The sequence below is a fragment of the Tessaracoccus zhenghani genome, from assembly GCF_055326325.1.
This window is the reverse complement of record NZ_JBUZNQ010000001.1, coordinates 551,049-566,776: the sequence shown is the minus strand read 5'-3', so window position 1 is coordinate 566,776 and position 15,728 is coordinate 551,049. Positions and strand designations below refer to the sequence as shown.

Here is a 15,728-nt window from a genome sequence, read left to right as displayed (position 1 = left end):
CATGGCCGACCCAGGAGGATCGGGCCGCCGGTCGCCTTGTACTCTGGTGTCTGCGTTCGGGAACGAGCCCGAGACGTCCGGTAGAGGAGGAAACTCGTGTTCGACTGCGCCATCATCGGGGCTGGCCTTGCAGGGCTGGTGGCCGCACAGCATCTTGTGGATCGAGGGCTGAGTGTCACCGTGCTCGAGGCTCGCAACCGCGTCGGCGGGCGCGTGGAGAACAAGACCCTCGCCGATGGGAGCTACGTCGAACTGGGTGGCCAGTGGATCGGCCCCGGTTTCGACTCGCTCCTCGAGATCATCGACGACCTCGGCCTCGAGGTCATCGGGCTGCCCGCCGAGGGCAATCTCATCATCCGTCTCCGCGGGCAGGCGCTGGCCGTGCCGTCGTCGGAGGACGAACCGGCCCTCACACCGTTCGAGGTTTCAGACCTGGGCCAGGGCCTGCTGCGCCTGCGCCGCCTCGCCGAGCGTTTCCGTTCCGACAACGCCTGGCGCAAGGCCAACGACGCCTGGCTGAACCAGGACCTCCGTCGCTGGATCACCACCAACCTGCGCACGCAGGGAGCGCAGCGTCGCTTCTCGGAGGTCTACTCCGCCGCGTTCGGCCCCATACCGAAGGACTGCACGCTGCTGGAGGGCCTCCACCAGGTCAACTCCGGCCCGGATCTCGAATCCATGCTCGCCAGCAACGGTGGCCTCCACCAGCGTCGCGTCCAGGGCGGCATGGCGACGGTGGCCGAGGCCCTCGCCGCCAGGCTCGGCGACGTCGTCCGGCTGGGAGCCGAAGTGGTGAAGGTGGAACACGGCCCCCTCTCCGCCACCCTCCACCTCGCCGACGGTGAGGTCATCGAGGCCAAGCAGGTCATCTCCACCCTGCCTCCCCGTCTCGCGATGTCGCTCGAGCACGAGCCGCCGCTGCCGGCGTGGCGCGGCGAAGCGGCCGACAAGGTCGCCCCGGGCAACGTGATCAAGGCCTTCCTCATCTACGACACACCCTTCTGGCGTGAACGCGGCCTCAGCGGGCAGTCCTCCGCCGATGAGGGCGCCGTCCGGGTCACGTTCGACACGACGGCCGTGGGCGCCTCCAAGGGCCACCTCATGGGCTTCTTCGAGGGCGCGGATGCGGATTCGCTGTCGCGTCGTTCCATCACGCTGCGCGAGCGCGCCTTCACGGATTCCGTGGTGCGCAGCTTCGGGCAGGAGGCCGCCGAGCCGCTCGCCTACATCGAGCGCGACTGGGGCACCGAGAAGTTCACCGGAGGCTGCCACGGCGCCCACTTCTCGCCCGGCGTGTGGACCACGAACGGGCCCGTGCTGGCCGAACCCGACGGCGTGCTGCACTGGGCGGGGGCGGAGTACTCCACCCGCTTCAACGGCTACATGGAGGGTGCGGTGCGCAGCGGCCGCGAGGTCGCCGCTGTGGTGGCTCGCAACCTGGCCTGAACTGTCCCCGCCACCGGGAATACTGGGGCGCATGGCATCCACGCTCGGCAGAAGCCGCCTCGTCGCCCAGGGGCTGATCACCCGTCCCTACCCGTCTCCGGTTGACGCTCTCACCGCGTTCGGCGCCATGCAGGGCCAGGACCTTCCGGGCGTGCTGGCGTCGGCGGCGCTGCGCACCCCGTCGAACTCCGTGGACGACGTGCTGACGGACCTCAACGAGGCCCGGATCGTGCGGGGTTACCCCATGCGCGGCACGGTCTTCCTGATGCCCGCGGCGGACGCGGCCTGGATCACGCAACTGTGCTCGTGGCCCTCCATCCGGGCGGCGGACAGGCGCAAGCAGCAACTCGAACTGGACCAGCAGCAGCTGGGCCGTGCGCGCGACCTCGCCGTCGGGTTGCTCGGGGAGCCCTTCTCCCGGGCGGAGTTGTTCGAGCTCTGGGACGAGCACGGCCTGCGCACCAAAGGGGGGCGCGGATACCACCTGCTGTTCCACCTCATCGCCGAGGGCACCGTCGTCTACGGGCCGTGGAACGGCACCGAGCAGGACGTGGTGGTGGCCGACGGCTGGCTCCCGCCGGGCACAGATCTGGAGAGCCGCTTCAACGGCGACCTCGAGGCGGCCACCGCAGAACTCCTGCGCCGCTACCTCACCACCCACGGGCCGGCCACGGTGCGCGACTTCGCGTGGTGGACCAAATTGACGCTGGCCCAGATCAGGCGGGGCCTGGCGCTCATCGTCGGCGAGTTCGAGACCGACGGGGCGGAGGAGGCCAGCTACTGGCGTCCGGGGCTCCTCGAAGAGACCCGGGAATTGGGCCGGGCCACGTCAGCGCCGCTGCTGCTGCCCGGTTTCGATGAGTTCGTCCTCGGCTACCAGGACCGCCTGTTCGCCATGACCGCCGACCACCACCAGCGGCTCGTCCCCGGCAACAACGGGGTGTTCAAGCGTTCGGTGGTGATCGGCGGCACGGTGGTGGGCGTGTGGACGAGGAGTGGCCGTCCGGGGAAGCGGCAGTTCGAGATCGATGCGTTCACCGACATCACGCCGGCGACGGCCACCAGACTCGAGAAGCAGTTCGCCGCGTTCCCCTTCGTGACCGGCTAGACGGCGGCCGCGCCGCTCTCGCCGGTGCGGATGCGGACCACCTCGTCGACCATGGTGGACCACACCTTCCCGTCGCCGACGGAGCCGGTGCGGGCGGATTCGGTGATCACCCCGATCACCGCCTCGGCCTCGGCGTCCTCGACGAGCACCTCGATCTTCACCTTGGTGATGAAGTCGATGGTGTACTCGGCGCCGCGGTAGAACTCCTTGTGCCCCCGCTGCCGGGCGTAGCCCGAGCATTCGGTGACGGTCATGCCGGCCACGCCGTGGTGCGCCAGGGCGATCTGGACGGCGGTGAGCATGGTGGGCTGGACGATGGCGGTGACGAGCCTCATGAACGGGCATCCTCTCGGACAGGAACGATCAGCGTCTGCTTGACGCCGTAGGTGGAGTAGCCGACGTGGCTGAGGTCGTAGCCGGTCTCCGCGTGCACGGCGGTGTCGATGCCGTGGGTCTCGGCGGACTCCGGGACGCGCAGCCCCATCACCCGGTCCATCACCTTGGCGATGGCGTACGTCACCGCGAAGGAGTAGACCAGCACCACGGTGGCTCCCAGCGTCTGCCGCCACAGTTGGTCGACCCCTCCGCCGTAGAGCAGGCCGGCCGTTTCGGCCGGGGAGGCCGGGTCGGCCAGCAGGCCGATGGCCAGGGTGCCCACGAGGCCGCCGACGAGGTGGACGCCCACCACGTCGAGCGAGTCGTCGTAGCCGAGGCGGTTCTTCAGGCTGATGGCGTAGGCGCAGGCCACGCCGGCCAGCAGGCCGATGATGAGCGCGCCCAGCGGGCTGACCGAATCCGCGGCGGGCGTGATGCCGACCAGGCCGGCCACGATGCCCGACGCGGCGCCGAGCGAGGTGGCGTGGCCGTCGCGGAGCCGCTCCACGAGGAGCCAGCCCAGCATCGCGGCCGCAGCACCGGCGAGGGTGTTGACCCAGGCGACACCGGCCAGCGTGCCGGCGCTCAGCGCAGAGCCGGCGTTGAACCCGAACCAGCCGAACCACAGCAACCCGGCACCCAGCATCACCAGGGTGAGGTTGTGCGGGCGCATCGGCACGCTGCCGAAGCCCAGTCGCGGCCCCAGCACGAGGGCCAGGGCCAGCGCGGCCGCGCCGGCGTTGATGTGGATGGCGGTGCCCCCGGCGAAGTCCATGGCCTGGATGGAGTTGGCGATGAACCCTCCCTCGGCGCTGACGCTCTCGTCGAAGCTGAAGACCCAGTGCGCTGCGGGGAAGTAGACCAGCAGTGCCCACACAGCCGAGAACACGAGCCAAGCGGAGAACTTCATCCGGTCGGCCACCGCGCCCGAGATCAGGGCCACCGCGATGATCGCGAACGCGCCCTGGAAGCCGGCGAAGACGGCCGTCGGGATGGTGCCGACGACAGCATCAGGCGACATCAGCCCGTTGAGGAAGGCGTACTCGAACGGGTTGCCGAGCAGGCCGCCGCCGATGTCGTTGCCGAACGACATCGAGAAGCCGACGACGATCCAGAGGACCCCGACGACCCCCATGGTGGCGATCGACATCATGAGCATGTTGAGGACGGACTTGGCTCTGACCATGCCGCCGTAGAAGAACGCCAGGGCAGGCGTCATGAGGAGCACCAGCGCTGCGCTGATGAGGACCCAGGCTGTGTCGCCGGTATCAATTTCGAGGAGTTCCATGTCAACGAATCCTCGTGGTGGCACATTTCGGCCGTGGGCACCGCAGGGTAACGAACGCGTTAGCGATCCGGGCCCTGGGTTTCAACCCGGGGTCGCGGTTGTTGCGGCGGCGTTACCTCAGCGGCGCTCGAGGTGATCGAGCCGCACGTGCCCGAAGTCGCCGTCGGCCAGATCCGCCCAACTCCCGTCGAAGGAGAACGCGGAGTAGGAGGAGGTGGGGAAGTGGCACTGGGCGTCGTCGGCCGCGGCGCGGTTGCTGGCATAAGCGAGCTCGGCCACGAGGCTGGGGATGGTGGGTGCGTGGCCGACCACCAGGAGCGCCTGCACGTCGTCGTCGGTCTCTGAGATCCGTTGGATGATCGTCTCGGTGCCCTGGTGGTAGAGGGCGTCCTGAAACTCGGCTGGGACGTCCAGGCCGAGTGCCGCGAAGGTCTGACGGGTGCGCTCCGCAGCCGAGACCAGCGCGTGGTCGACGCCGAGGGCACGCAGTTCGACGCCCGCCTCCTGCGCCTGTTGGATGCCGCGCGGGGTCAGGCGCCTGGCCTTGTCGCCGTGGACGTTGGTGGGCTCGGTGTGGGCGTGCCGCATCAGGACCAGTCGTCTCATCCGGCCACTCTACGCCTGGGAGAACGAGGGCGATTTCTGCCTCATCGGCCCTTGGTGGCTCGATGTGGCAGAAATCGCCCTCCGAAGGTCAGCGCTTGACGGCGACGATGAGGTCGCGCTTGATGGCGGAGTCGACGCGGTGCGCGAAGCGCTCCCAGGCGCCGCCGGCCTGGACCGTGAGGCCGTTGGTGGTGAGCAGGTGCGCGAGGTCCTCCCGGGAGAGGCCGAAGGTGTTCCAGGACAACCCCAGCGCGCCGCCGTGCATCAACTGCCCGGCCCACACCGGGATGGCCTCCTTGAGGAGCCCGGCCGGAGAGCGGTCGCGCTTGCCGGACACGCCCCTGACGTCGGTGGTCGAGCCGTGCGCGATGCCGTAGGGGGCGTCGGCCACGATCGCGTCGAAGCGCTTCTTGCCGAACAGGGCGGCGGAGTCCCTGGTGTCGCCGGTGAAGGCCGTGAGGACGCTCTTGCCCTCCGGCGTGGTGATCTCCGCGTCGAAGCGCTTGCCCACGTTCTTGCCCTCGCGCCGCACCGGGGTGGTGTCGGCGACGTGCTTGATCCGGCTGCGGCGCAGGTACGTCTTGTAGAAGGACGCCATCATCTCGAAGGCCTTGGCGTCGCCCTCCACGCCGAACGCGTCGTGACCCAGCAGCAGGGCCATCGACAGGGTGGTGCCGCGCCCCGCCAGGGGGTCGAGGATCTGCCGGGGCCCCGTCGGTTCGCGGGTGATCGCGGCCAGCGTCACGCTCAGCAGCAGCTGGGTGAACTGCTCGTTGGTCTTGCCCTGGTACTTCGGGATGGTGACGAGGTCGTCGTCGAACAGGAACGGCCTGGGCATCGCCACGGGACGGAGGAGGCCCTCAGGTGTAGCGTCCTCGAAGAGGGCGAACGCCGCCGACTGCCGTGCGACGGTGGCCAACTGCCCCTCGTTCAGCTCAGGCGCCTGGAACGCCAGGTAGCCGACGCCAGCGATGTCCTGCTCTTCGATCTCCGTGGCGAACGGCGCGGTGATCTCGAGCTCTGCGGCGGTCAGCGGCCCGGATTCGCCGGCGTAGACACGGTTGGCAGACGGGGTGCGCAGCATCAGATAACGGGGCATCTGGCCAGTTTCCCACAAACCCCAGGCGTTATCCTTGCCAGCGATGGCTGCAGAAATGGTGGACAGATGGTGGGCGAGGGCCGTGGCGGTCTTCGCGGGTGGCGCGCTCGGCACGGGGCTGCGGCTGGGGATCCTCAACCTCATCGGGCATGAGGTGATCGCCCTGGCGGCCATCAACCTGCTCGGCTGTTTCGCGCTCGGCCTCATTTCGGGCCTCTACCGACGCCGGGTCACCCTGGTGCGGCTGTTCCTCGCAGTGGGCGGGGTGGCGTCGTTCACCTCGTGGTCCACGCTGGCCCTGCAGTCGTTGTCCGTGGGAGGCGTGCTGATCGCGGTGCTGGAGACGGCCTTCGGTGTCTTCGCGGCCGGGATGGGCCATCTCGCCGGGTGGCGGATCACGGTGCGGGAACACAGGTGATCTGGCTCATCTGCCTGGCCGGCGGGTTCGGTGCAGCGGCCCGGGCCGGCGTCGACGTCATCGTCGCCCGGCGCTGGGCGCCGTGGAAGGCGACCCTGGGGGTCAACCTCGCCGGTTCCTTCATCCTGGGCGCCGCGTCGGTGCATCTCTCAGGCAGTTGGCTGGCGGTGGTGGGCACCGGGTTCTGCGGTGCCTTCACCACCTTCTCGTCAGCCTGCTGGCAGGCCGCCCGCGAATTCGGGCGCAGGCGGCCGGGGATCGCCGTCAGTTACTCACTGGTCACCATCGCAGGCTGCCTGCTGGCCGCCTGGATGGGGGCGTTGACCGGCTAACTAGGCCAGGTTGACGTGGTGGTGCTCGTAAGGCGTGCCCTTGGCGCGCTCGAACGATGCATGCACCTCGGCCTCGGCCTCTGCGCGGCTGGTCCAGGTGGCCCCTTCGACCGACTTGCCGGGCTCCAGGTCCTTGTACACCGAGAAGAAGTGCTCGATCTCGAGCAGCATGTGCTCCGGCACTGAAGCGAGATCGGTGATGTTGGCACGGCGGGTGTCCGCAGTGGCCACGCACAGCACCTTGTCGTCGCCGCCCATCTCATCCGTCATGCGGAACATCGCCACGGCGTAGCACTCGATGAGGCAGCCGGGGAAGGTGGGATCAGCACCGATGACCATGGCGTCGAGCGGGTCGCCGTCGAGGCCCAGCGTGCCCTCCACGAACCCGTAGTCATAGGGGTACTGCGTCGAGGTGAACAGCACGCGGTCCAGACGGAGGCGGCCGGTGTTGTGGTCCATCTCGTACTTGTTCTTGGTGCCCTTGGGGATCTCCACAGTGACGTCGAACAGGACCCGACGGCTGGGATCGATCGGCCGCAGACCAACAGGCGCGTCTTCGCTCACTTGGGCACTCCTATGATTGGTGTCGTTGCCCGCGCATCGTTGCGGGTCCCTGCAGGATACCCCTTTGGAGGTCGGTGTGCGGAGCCGTGGACGCGTCGCGGAGTGGGTGATCACCTGGCTCGTGGTTGGTGTACTGCTCGCCGGCGGCTTCCTGATCTCCGTGTTCCACCGGGAAGCGCTGGCGGTCACGGGCCTCACCCGCGACGGGGCCCCCGCCACCGTCAGCCCCACCCTCTTCGCCCCACCCAGCACCCCGGAGGCGCCGCCCGCTGAGTCCCCCACGCCGCCCCCGGCCGGCACCGGGCTGGTCGCTGCAGTGGAGCTGCCGGCCCCCGGCGTGCTGCCGGACCGCGCCGCGCTCGAGGCGAAGATCGGCACCCTGGACACCTCCAAGCTCGTCCCGGCCGAGGGCGGTGAGCCCGTGGTGATCGGCTACGAGGTGATCGATGTCGCCAGCGGCGAAGTGGTGGCTGCGGCGCAGGAGAAGACCCCGCTCATCCCCGCGTCGAACACCAAGACGCTGACGGCGCTGGCCGTGATGAACGCGTTCGAGGGCTCTGAGACGTTCGCAACACGGGTCGTCCAGCCGGCCCCCGGTCAGCTGGTGCTGGTCGGTGGGGGCGACCCCATGCTGCGCAGCATCGCCAACGCGGAGGGCGCCTACCCCCAGCTGCCCACCACCGAGGAACTGGCCAAGCGCACCGTCGCGGCCCTGCGCGCCGCCGGGGTGACGTCGGTCACGCTCGGCTACGACGAATCGCACTTCGCCGGCCCGGGCTGGAACGAGACCTGGCCGGAGAACTACCGCGACCAGGTCACGGCCATCTCGGCCCTGTGGATCGACGAGGGGCGCGGCCCCAGGGGCGGCCCGCGAAGTCTCACCCCCGCCCTGTCGGCGGCCACCACGTTCGCCGCTCAGCTGAGCGCCCTGGGGGTCGCCGTGACCGGTGCCCCGGTCGCCGCGCCCGGCTCCGGCGACGCCGAGGAGATCGCCCGGATCGAGTCCCTGCCGGTGCACATCCTCGTGGAACAGTTCATGCAGCGCTCCAACAACTCCTTCACCGAGGTGATGGGTCACCAGTTGGCGGTCAGGACGGGGCACCCGGCCACGTTCGCCGGCTCGGTGGCAGCCATCCAGGAGCAGCTCACGCAACTGGGGATCTGGGATGAGGGCACCGTCCTGCACGACGCCTCGGGCCTTTCGCGGGGCAACCGCTTCACCCCGAACATGCTCGCGGCGGCCCTGGCCACGCTCGCGTCGGAGCCCCGGCTCTCCGTCATCCTCGACGGGCTGCCCACCGCAGGGGTCACCGGCACCCTCGCCGAGAGGTTCGCGGACCCCGTCTCGCGCCCGGCCCGCGGCATCGCCCGGGCCAAGACCGGCTCTTTGTCGCTGGTGGCCACTCTCGGCGGCACCACTCTCACTGCGGACGACCGGCTCCTGGCCTTCGCCTTCTTCATCAACGGCACGCCGGATGGCTTCGCCGCGCGGGTCTGGACGGACCAGGCCACCGGCACCCTCGCGTCGTGCGGCTGCTGATGGAACACGCCCCGAGCATCAACTGGCGCCTGGCCCACAAGGTCGCGGCGTTGCGCCCCGACGACCTCCCGGACCTCACCTCCCGGGAACTCACCCGCCTCGTCGCGGACCTCCGCGTGACCGCGCGGCGCGCGGGCGAGATCGCGGCGAAGCACCTGGGTCTGCAGGCGGTGGGCGCCACCCGCATCCGCGTCGTCGACTGGGACGGCTGGGGGAGGGGCGTGCGCGGCATGGTGGACGGCGCCGTGGCCGAACTCGGCCTCGGACCCGCCGACGCCGGTATCGCGGCACGGGGCACCGCGGTGCGCAACGGCCTGCTGATCGGCGTGGGGATGCGGGCGGTCAGCCGCCGGCTGCTGGGGCAGTACGACGCCTTCACCGGCTCGGACACCCTCTACCTGGTGGCGCCCACGATCGTCGCCCACGAACGCTCGCACCGCTTCACCCCTGCCCACTTCCGGATGTGGGTGGCGCTCCATGAGCAGACCCACGCCCTGCAGTTCCGGTTGGCGCCGTGGCTGCGTGACCACGTGGCCGAACGGATGCGCCTGGTGGTCCACGACGAGGTGCCGCTCGGCGAGGGCCTGCTCCGGTGGGCCCGCACGCGGGACGCCTCCGCCCTCCTGACCTCTGCCGACGCGGCCACCGCGATGGCCGAGCTCACGGCGACGATGACGTTCCTCGAAGGCCACGCGGACTACACCTCGGACTACGCCGGGCGGCGCCACGCGCCCACCATCCCCGGCATGCGCCGGGCGTTCGCGAGGCCGGAGCGGGCGGGGCTGCTCGCCCGGCTGTCGAAGTCCCTGGACAAGAACGCCCAGTACCGCGACGGGCTCGAGTTCTGTCTGCGCGTACAGCGGCTGAAGAACCGCGCCGCCTTGAAGCGGGCCTTCGAACGGCCCGACAACCTGCCCACCGCGGAGGAGATCTCTGATCCGGCGCTCTGGCTGAAGCGGGTCCATGGCTAGGCGCGAGCTCGGCCAGGCCGCGCTGCGCGTCGCGCACGCCGTCCATGCCGTGCTGCCGGAGGCGGCCGTCGTCGGGTGCTCCGGTGGGGCAGACTCGCTGGCCTTGGCGCTCGGCGCCCAGTGGGCGGCGCGGCAGCGGGGCAGCAGCGTCAGGGCAGTGGTCGTGGACCACGGTCTCCAGGCGGGGTCCTCCGAGGTCGTGGTCAGGGTGGCTTCGCTGCTCGACGATCGGGGGATCGCGGCAGAGGTGGTGCGCGTCACGGTGGACGGGTCCGACGGTGGGCTGGAGGCCGCCGCCCGGGAGGCCCGGCTGGGGGCGCTCACCGCCGCCGGCCTGCCGGTGCTGCTCGGCCACACGCTCGACGACCAGGCCGAGACGGTGCTGTTGGGCCTCCTGCGCGGCTCGGGTACGCGGTCGCTCTCGGGGATGGCCGCCTCCACCTCCTTCGCCGCAGCCCCGTCCGCCCCGGGGGGCGACGCCCGGGCCGTGACCCTCCTGCGGCCGCTGCTCGGGCTCCGGCGCGCGGACACGGAAGCCGCCTGTCGCGACTGGGACGTGACACCCTGGGAGGACCCCATGAACGACGACCCCAGGTTCGCCAGGGTCGCCTTCCGGCAGCACCTCACGGAGTTGAGGCGGGCCGTCGGCCGCGACCTCGCGCCGTCCTTGGCGCGCACTGCGCAGCTCGCCCGCGCGGATGCCGACCTGCTCGACGAACTGGCCGCCCGGGCGGTGCCGGTCGACGGCGACCTCACCGTCGACGACCTCGCCCCCCTGCCAGACGCGCTGCGCTGGCGGGTACTGCACCGTTGGCTGGCCCGGGTGTCGCCCACGGTGGAATTCCAGCACGTGCTCGCCGTCGACGCGCTCGTCACGGACTGGCGCGGTCAGGGGGCCCTCGCCGTCCCGGGTGGCCAGGTGCTGAGGGTCGGACACCTGCTCACCGTGCGATAGGCTCGTCCTCGTGGATGCTGCAGACGTTTCAGGCGACCTCGAGAAGGTCCTCTTCACCAACGACGAGATCCAGGCCCGCGTGGCCGAGATCGCCGCCCAGATCGACGCCGACTATGTGGGTCGCAACCTGCTGTTGGTGGGGGTGCTGAACGGCGCGGTGATGGTCATGAGTGATCTGCAGCGCGCGATGCGCAGCCACGTGGAGATGGACTGGATGGCCGTGTCCAGCTACGGCGCAGGCACACAGTCCTCCGGTGTGGTGCGCATCCTGAAGGACCTCAACGCCGACCTCGAGGGCCGCGACGTCATCGTGGTGGAGGACATCATCGACACCGGCCTGACGCTGAGCTACCTGATGAGGAACCTGGCCACGCGCAACCCGGCGAGCCTCGAGATCATGACGATGTTCCGCAAGCCGGACGCCGCCCAGATGGATGTCGACGTCAAGTACGTGGGCTTCGAGATCCCCAATGAATTCGTCGTCGGCTACGGCCTCGACTACGCCGGCCGGTACCGCAACCTGCGCGACGTCGGCACGCTCGCCCCCCACGTCTACGCCTGAGCTCGCGTCCCGTCCGCTCTCAGCGGACCCGGAGGTCTTGCGGCCGCTGGTAATGTGACCGTGCGCCCGTGTCGACTCACGGCGCGTCCTTAACGCCGCCAGAGAGCTGACCCTAAGTTGCAGAGATTTTTCAAGAGCCCGTTCGCCTGGATTCTCATCAGCATCGTTTTCCTCATGCTGGGGATGCAGATGATCAGTTCAGTCACCGGCTACCAGACGGTCCCCACCTCGGAGACCCTGGAGTTGCTCGCCGGCGACACGAAGCTGACCGAAGTCATCCTGGTGGACGGCGAACAGCAGATCCAGGTCACGGACGACACCGGTAAGAAGACGCAGTCCCAGTGGGTGGGCAACCAGGTCGACGACGTGGTGCCGCTGCTCGAGAAGCGTGCCGAGGACGGCACCATCGACAAGTGGACGGGCCGCAACCCCACGCCCGGCCTGCTGCAGATGTTCCTCTACACGGGCCTGCCGTTCCTCATCATCATCCTGGTCTTCTTCTGGCTGATGCGTTCCATGTCCGGCGGCGGCGCCGGTGGGCCGCTGTCCTTCGGCAAGTCGAAGGCGAAGCTGGTGTCCAAGGACACCCCCAAGACGACGTTCGGCGACGTCGCCGGCGCTGACGAGGCCGTCGAGGAACTGGAAGAGATCAAGGAGTTCCTGGCGGAGCCCGCGAAGTTCCAGAAGCTGGGTGCCAAGATCCCCAAGGGTGTGCTGCTCTACGGACCGCCCGGCACCGGCAAGACCCTCCTCGCGCGTGCGGTCGCGGGGGAGGCGAACGTGCCCTTCTTCTCCATCTCCGGCTCTGATTTCGTCGAGATGTTCGTCGGCGTGGGTGCCTCCCGGGTGCGTGACCTGTTCAACCAGGCCAAGGAGAACGCCCCCGCGATCATCTTCATCGACGAGATCGACGCCGTCGGCCGGCACCGCGGTGCCGGCATGGGCGGGGGCCACGACGAACGCGAGCAGACGCTCAACCAACTGCTGGTCGAGATGGACGGCTTCGACGTGCGCGGCGGTGTGATCCTCATCGCCGCCACCAACCGGCCCGACGTGCTCGACCCGGCGCTGTTGCGCCCCGGCCGTTTCGACCGCCAGATCGGCGTCGACGCCCCGGACGCCGACGGACGCGCCAAGATCCTCCAGGTCCACGCCAAGGGCAAGCCGCTCGCCAGCGACGTGGACCTCGTGTCCATCGCCCGCCGCACCCCCGGCTTCTCCGGCGCGGACCTGGCCAACGTGCTCAACGAGGCGGCGCTGCTGGCTGCCCGCATGAACGAGGAGATGATCCGCCAGCCCATGCTGGACGAGGCCATCGACCGCGTGATCGCCGGCCCCCAGAAGCGCACCCGCCTCATGGACGACCGCGAACGCCTCATCACGGCCTATCACGAGGGCGGCCACGCCCTGGTCGCCGCCGCGATGCCGGGCAACGACCCGGTGCAGAAGGTCACCATCCTTCCCCGCGGCCGCGCCCTGGGCTACACGATGGTCATGCCGGACGAGGACAAGTACTCCCGCACCCGCGGTGAACTCCTCGACCAGATGGCCTACATGATGGGTGGCCGCGCCGCGGAGGAACTCATCTTCCACGACCCGACGACGGGCGCCGCCAACGACATCGAGAAGGCCACCAAGGTGGCCCGGGCGATGGTGATGCAGTACGGCATGAGCGAGCGCGTCGGCTCCGTCAAGCTCGGCGGCGGCGACTCTGAGCCGTTCATGGGCATGCGCGGCACGGATTCCAGCCAGGAGTTCTCGCAGCACATGGCCGCGATCGTCGACGACGAGGTGGCCAAGCTGATCCACACCGCGCACCAGGAGGCGTTCGACGTGCTCGTGGAGAACCGAGCGGTCCTCGACGAGCTCGTGCGTCAGCTGTTCGCCAAGGAGACGCTGAACCGCAAGGAGGTCGACGAGGTGTTCAAGAGCCTGGCCCGGCGCGACAAGCGTCCCGCCTGGACGGGCTCTGATCTCCGCGTCCCGTCCACCGACCCCCCGGTCGAGGTGCCCCCCGCACCGGAACCCCTCCCCGAGCAGCCGACGAAGCTGCCGCTGCCCGAGACCGGTCCCTCCCCGTGGGGGCCGCCCACCGCACCCCCGAGCCACTGATGGCCGTGGACCAGCCGCGCGCCGCGGCCGCCATCCGTGAACTGCTCATCGCCCTCGGCGAGGACCCCGACAGGGACGGCCTGCGGGAGACCCCTGACCGGGTCGCCCGCGCCTGGGCGGAGCTGAGCGCCGGGTACCGCGCCGACGTGACCGAGGTCCTCGGCACCACGTTCGACATCTCACACGACGAGATGATCCTGGTGAAGGACATCGAGCTCGTGAGCCTCTGTGAACACCACCTCCTGCCGTTCACCGGCGTGGCGCACGTGGGCTACATCCCGTCCATGGACGGCCGGGTGGCGGGTCTGTCCAAGATCGCCCGCCTCGTGGAGATGTACGGCCGTCGCCTCCAGGTGCAGGAACGCCTCACGTCGCAGATCGCCGAGGCCCTCGTCGAGCACCTCGGTGCGCGGGGCGTCATCGTCGTGATCGAGGCCGAGCACACCTGCATGACCATGCGGGGCGTGCGCAAGCCCGGCTCGCGGACGGTGACCTCGGCGGTGCGCGGCCTGTTGCGCGACCCTGCCACCAGGGCGGAGGCCATGAGCCTGATCATCGGGCGGTGACCCGATGACACTCGTGATGGGCATCCTCAACGTGACGCCCGATTCGTTCTCCGACGGCGGCGCCTACCTGGACGCCGATGTCGCCATCACCCACGCCCGGGCCATGCTGGCCGCCGGGGCGTCCATGATCGATGTCGGTGGCGAGTCCACGCGCCCGGGCTCGGCCAGGGTGGGTCTGCGCGAAGAGCTCGGCAGGGTGGTGCCGATCGTCGCCGCGCTGGCCGCAGACGGCATCACCGTCTCCGTCGACACCATGCGCGCCAAGGTGGCCTCGGCCGCCATCGACGCCGGTGCCCGCATCATCAACGACGTCTCCGGTGGTCTGGCGGACCCGGACATGCTCGGGGTGGTGGCCCAATCGTCGGCGGATTTCGTGCTCATGCACTGGCGCGACCATTCCGCCCGGTTCCAATCCACCGCACAGTACGGCGACGTGGTCGCCGATGTGCTGGCAGAACTGCTCGGGCAGCGCGACAAGGCCCTCGAGGCGGGCATCCCGGAAGGCCGGATCATCCTTGACCCGGGCCTGGGATTCTCGAAGACGTGGGACCACAACTGGACGCTGTTGCGCCACCTCGACCGGTTCCAGGGACTGGGTCACCGGGTGCTGGTGGGTGCTTCCCGGAAGGCCTTCCTCGGTGAGCTGCTCGGCGGACGCGAACCGTTGGGCCGCGACGGCGCCACGGCGGCCGTGTCGTTCTGGTCCGCGCTCCACGGGGTGTGGGCGGTGCGCACCCATGACGTCAGTGGACAGGCCGACGCCATCGCCGTCGCCCGTCGGCTGGACCGCGAGGCACCCCTCGGGAAAGAGGTCCGGTAAGGTGCCAGTGGAAGCTAAGGGGGATCCCGCCATCGACCGAATCACGCTCACCGGGCTCACGGCCACCGGCTTTCACGGTGTCTTCCCGCAGGAACGCCGCGAGGGTCAACCCTTCGTCGTCGACGTCGAACTGGAGTTGACGGTTGACACCGTCAGCGACCAACTGGCCAACACCGTGAACTACGCCGAGATCGCCGCAGATGTCGAAGCCGTTGTCACCGGCGAACCGCGAAATCTCATTGAGACCGTCGCAGGCGAGATTGCGGACAGATGCCTCAGCCATGGGAGAGTGGACCGGGTCACGGTTACGGTGCACAAGCCCAAGGCCCCCATCAACCAGACCTTCACGGACGTATCCGTCACGATCAGCAGGAGCAGACATGTCTAACGGCCCCTTCGAAATCGATGTCGACACCCTCGGCAACCTCCGCCCCATCTCCAAGGTGGTGCTCAGCCTGGGTTCGAACCTCGGTGACTCGGCCGCAATCCTCCAGGAAGCAGTTGACTTCCTCGCAGAGACGCCTGACCTGATCCTCGTCGACGTGTCGCCCGTCTACCAGAGCGAACTGGTGGGGGAGGGCCCTGACCAGGGTGACTTCCTCAACATGGTGGTGGTGGCCGAGTCCACCCTCGAGCCCCTCACCATCCTGGACCGCTGCCTGGCGATCGAGGAGAACTTCGGCCGCAGCCGCGAGGTCCGCAACGGCCCCCGCACGCTCGACATCGACATCATCATGGTGGGGAAGCGCATCTCGGAGGGCGACATCGAGCTGCCGCATCCCCGCGCCCACGAGCGCGCCTTCGTGCTCGTGCCGTGGCACGACGTGGACCCGAACGGCGAGATCGCAGGTCACGGCCCCATCGCTGAGCTGCTGGACGACATCGACGCCAGCGTGCTCACCCCCCGCCGCGACATCACGATCCAAGCCAACACTGGCTTTTGACCAGTAGGGAGCCCAGGCCGAA

General features: G+C 69.4%; 18 protein-coding genes. 13 read left to right on the top strand and 5 right to left on the bottom strand.

Annotation, left to right across the window (positions count from 1 at the left end; genetic code table 11):
• The first annotated feature begins 96 nt into the window (after positions 1–96).
• Positions 97–1,446, top strand: a complete 1,350-nt coding sequence (locus tag ACZK4S_RS02540; RefSeq protein ID WP_076063040.1) for a flavin monoamine oxidase family protein — start codon at positions 97–99, stop codon at positions 1,444–1,446.
• Positions 1,447–1,477: 31 nt separating this feature from the next.
• On the top strand, positions 1,478–2,554 hold the full coding sequence (locus ACZK4S_RS02535; protein WP_463643256.1) for a winged helix DNA-binding domain-containing protein: 1,077 nt from the start codon (positions 1,478–1,480) through the stop codon (positions 2,552–2,554).
• Here the strand turns inward: ACZK4S_RS02535 and ACZK4S_RS02530 are convergent.
• From ACZK4S_RS02530 to ACZK4S_RS02515, 4 genes are all read right to left on the bottom strand, one after another.
• Positions 2,551–2,889: a P-II family nitrogen regulator gene (locus ACZK4S_RS02530; RefSeq protein WP_076063044.1), complete on the bottom strand. Its 339-nt coding sequence runs from the start codon at positions 2,887–2,889 to the stop codon at positions 2,551–2,553. The genes ACZK4S_RS02535 and ACZK4S_RS02530 overlap by 4 nt on opposite strands.
• Positions 2,886–4,217 carry an ammonium transporter gene (locus ACZK4S_RS02525; protein WP_463643255.1) on the bottom strand — a complete coding sequence of 444 codons (1,332 nt, stop codon included), beginning with the start codon at positions 4,215–4,217 and terminating at the stop codon, positions 2,886–2,888. Before ACZK4S_RS02525 ends, ACZK4S_RS02530 begins: the two co-directional genes overlap by 4 nt.
• A gap of 117 nt (positions 4,218–4,334) precedes the next feature.
• Positions 4,335–4,823 (bottom strand): SixA phosphatase family protein, encoded by a 489-nt coding sequence (locus ACZK4S_RS02520; protein WP_463643254.1) that lies wholly within the window; start codon positions 4,821–4,823, stop codon positions 4,335–4,337.
• 88 nt (positions 4,824–4,911) lie between these two features.
• Positions 4,912–5,922: a TRM11 family SAM-dependent methyltransferase gene (locus ACZK4S_RS02515; protein ID WP_076063050.1), complete on the bottom strand. Its 1,011-nt coding sequence runs from the start codon at positions 5,920–5,922 to the stop codon at positions 4,912–4,914.
• A 43-nt stretch (positions 5,923–5,965) separates the two neighbouring features.
• Between ACZK4S_RS02515 and ACZK4S_RS02510 the strand changes: the two genes are divergently transcribed.
• Together ACZK4S_RS02510 and ACZK4S_RS02505 are read left to right on the top strand one after the other, a co-directional pair.
• Entirely contained in the window at positions 5,966–6,340 is a 375-nt protein-coding gene (locus ACZK4S_RS02510) for a CrcB family protein (RefSeq protein WP_463643253.1), read from the top strand.
• On the top strand, positions 6,337–6,672 hold the full coding sequence (locus ACZK4S_RS02505) for a fluoride efflux transporter FluC (protein ID WP_083665618.1): 336 nt from the start codon (positions 6,337–6,339) through the stop codon (positions 6,670–6,672). The genes ACZK4S_RS02510 and ACZK4S_RS02505 overlap by 4 nt, the downstream gene beginning before the upstream one ends.
• On the opposite strand, the gene ACZK4S_RS02500 is transcribed toward ACZK4S_RS02505, so the two are convergent.
• Positions 6,673–7,212, bottom strand: a complete 540-nt coding sequence (locus tag ACZK4S_RS02500; protein ID WP_076063066.1) for an inorganic diphosphatase — start codon at positions 7,210–7,212, stop codon at positions 6,673–6,675.
• Positions 7,213–7,312: 100 nt separating this feature from the next.
• Here ACZK4S_RS02500 and dacB point away from each other — a divergent pair, with 100 nt between their 5' ends.
• From dacB to folK, 9 genes are all read left to right on the top strand, one after another.
• The gene (dacB, locus tag ACZK4S_RS02495) at positions 7,313–8,776 is read left to right on the top strand and encodes a D-alanyl-D-alanine carboxypeptidase/D-alanyl-D-alanine endopeptidase (protein ID WP_463643252.1); all 1,464 of its coding nucleotides are present in this window, start codon (positions 7,313–7,315) and stop codon (positions 8,774–8,776) included.
• On the top strand, positions 8,764–9,747 hold the full coding sequence (locus ACZK4S_RS02490) for an Rv3626c family coenzyme F420 biosynthesis-associated protein (protein ID WP_459396165.1): 984 nt from the start codon (positions 8,764–8,766) through the stop codon (positions 9,745–9,747). The genes dacB and ACZK4S_RS02490 overlap by 13 nt, the downstream gene beginning before the upstream one ends.
• The gene (gene tilS, locus ACZK4S_RS02485; RefSeq protein ID WP_463643251.1) at positions 9,740–10,702 is read left to right on the top strand and encodes a tRNA lysidine(34) synthetase TilS; all 963 of its coding nucleotides are present in this window, start codon (positions 9,740–9,742) and stop codon (positions 10,700–10,702) included. The genes ACZK4S_RS02490 and tilS overlap by 8 nt, the downstream gene beginning before the upstream one ends.
• 10 nt (positions 10,703–10,712) lie before the next feature.
• The gene (gene hpt / locus ACZK4S_RS02480; protein WP_463643250.1) at positions 10,713–11,264 is read left to right on the top strand and encodes a hypoxanthine phosphoribosyltransferase; all 552 of its coding nucleotides are present in this window, start codon (positions 10,713–10,715) and stop codon (positions 11,262–11,264) included.
• 117 nt (positions 11,265–11,381) lie between these two features.
• Positions 11,382–13,376, top strand: coding sequence for an ATP-dependent zinc metalloprotease FtsH (gene ftsH, locus ACZK4S_RS02475; protein ID WP_076061845.1), 1,995 nt, complete (start codon positions 11,382–11,384; stop codon positions 13,374–13,376).
• A complete protein-coding gene (gene folE, locus ACZK4S_RS02470; RefSeq protein ID WP_076062043.1) occupies positions 13,376–13,942 on the top strand; it encodes a GTP cyclohydrolase I FolE in 567 nt (188 codons plus the stop codon). Before ftsH ends, folE begins: the two co-directional genes overlap by 1 nt.
• Before the next feature lie 4 nt (positions 13,943–13,946).
• Entirely contained in the window at positions 13,947–14,762 is an 816-nt protein-coding gene (gene folP / locus ACZK4S_RS02465) for a dihydropteroate synthase (RefSeq protein WP_463643249.1), read from the top strand.
• Between the two features lies 1 nt (position 14,763).
• On the top strand, positions 14,764–15,150 hold the full coding sequence (gene folB / locus ACZK4S_RS02460) for a dihydroneopterin aldolase (protein WP_463643248.1): 387 nt from the start codon (positions 14,764–14,766) through the stop codon (positions 15,148–15,150).
• Entirely contained in the window at positions 15,143–15,706 is a 564-nt protein-coding gene (gene folK, locus ACZK4S_RS02455; protein ID WP_076061850.1) for a 2-amino-4-hydroxy-6-hydroxymethyldihydropteridine diphosphokinase, read from the top strand. Before folB ends, folK begins: the two co-directional genes overlap by 8 nt.
• Positions 15,707–15,728 lie beyond the last annotated feature (22 nt).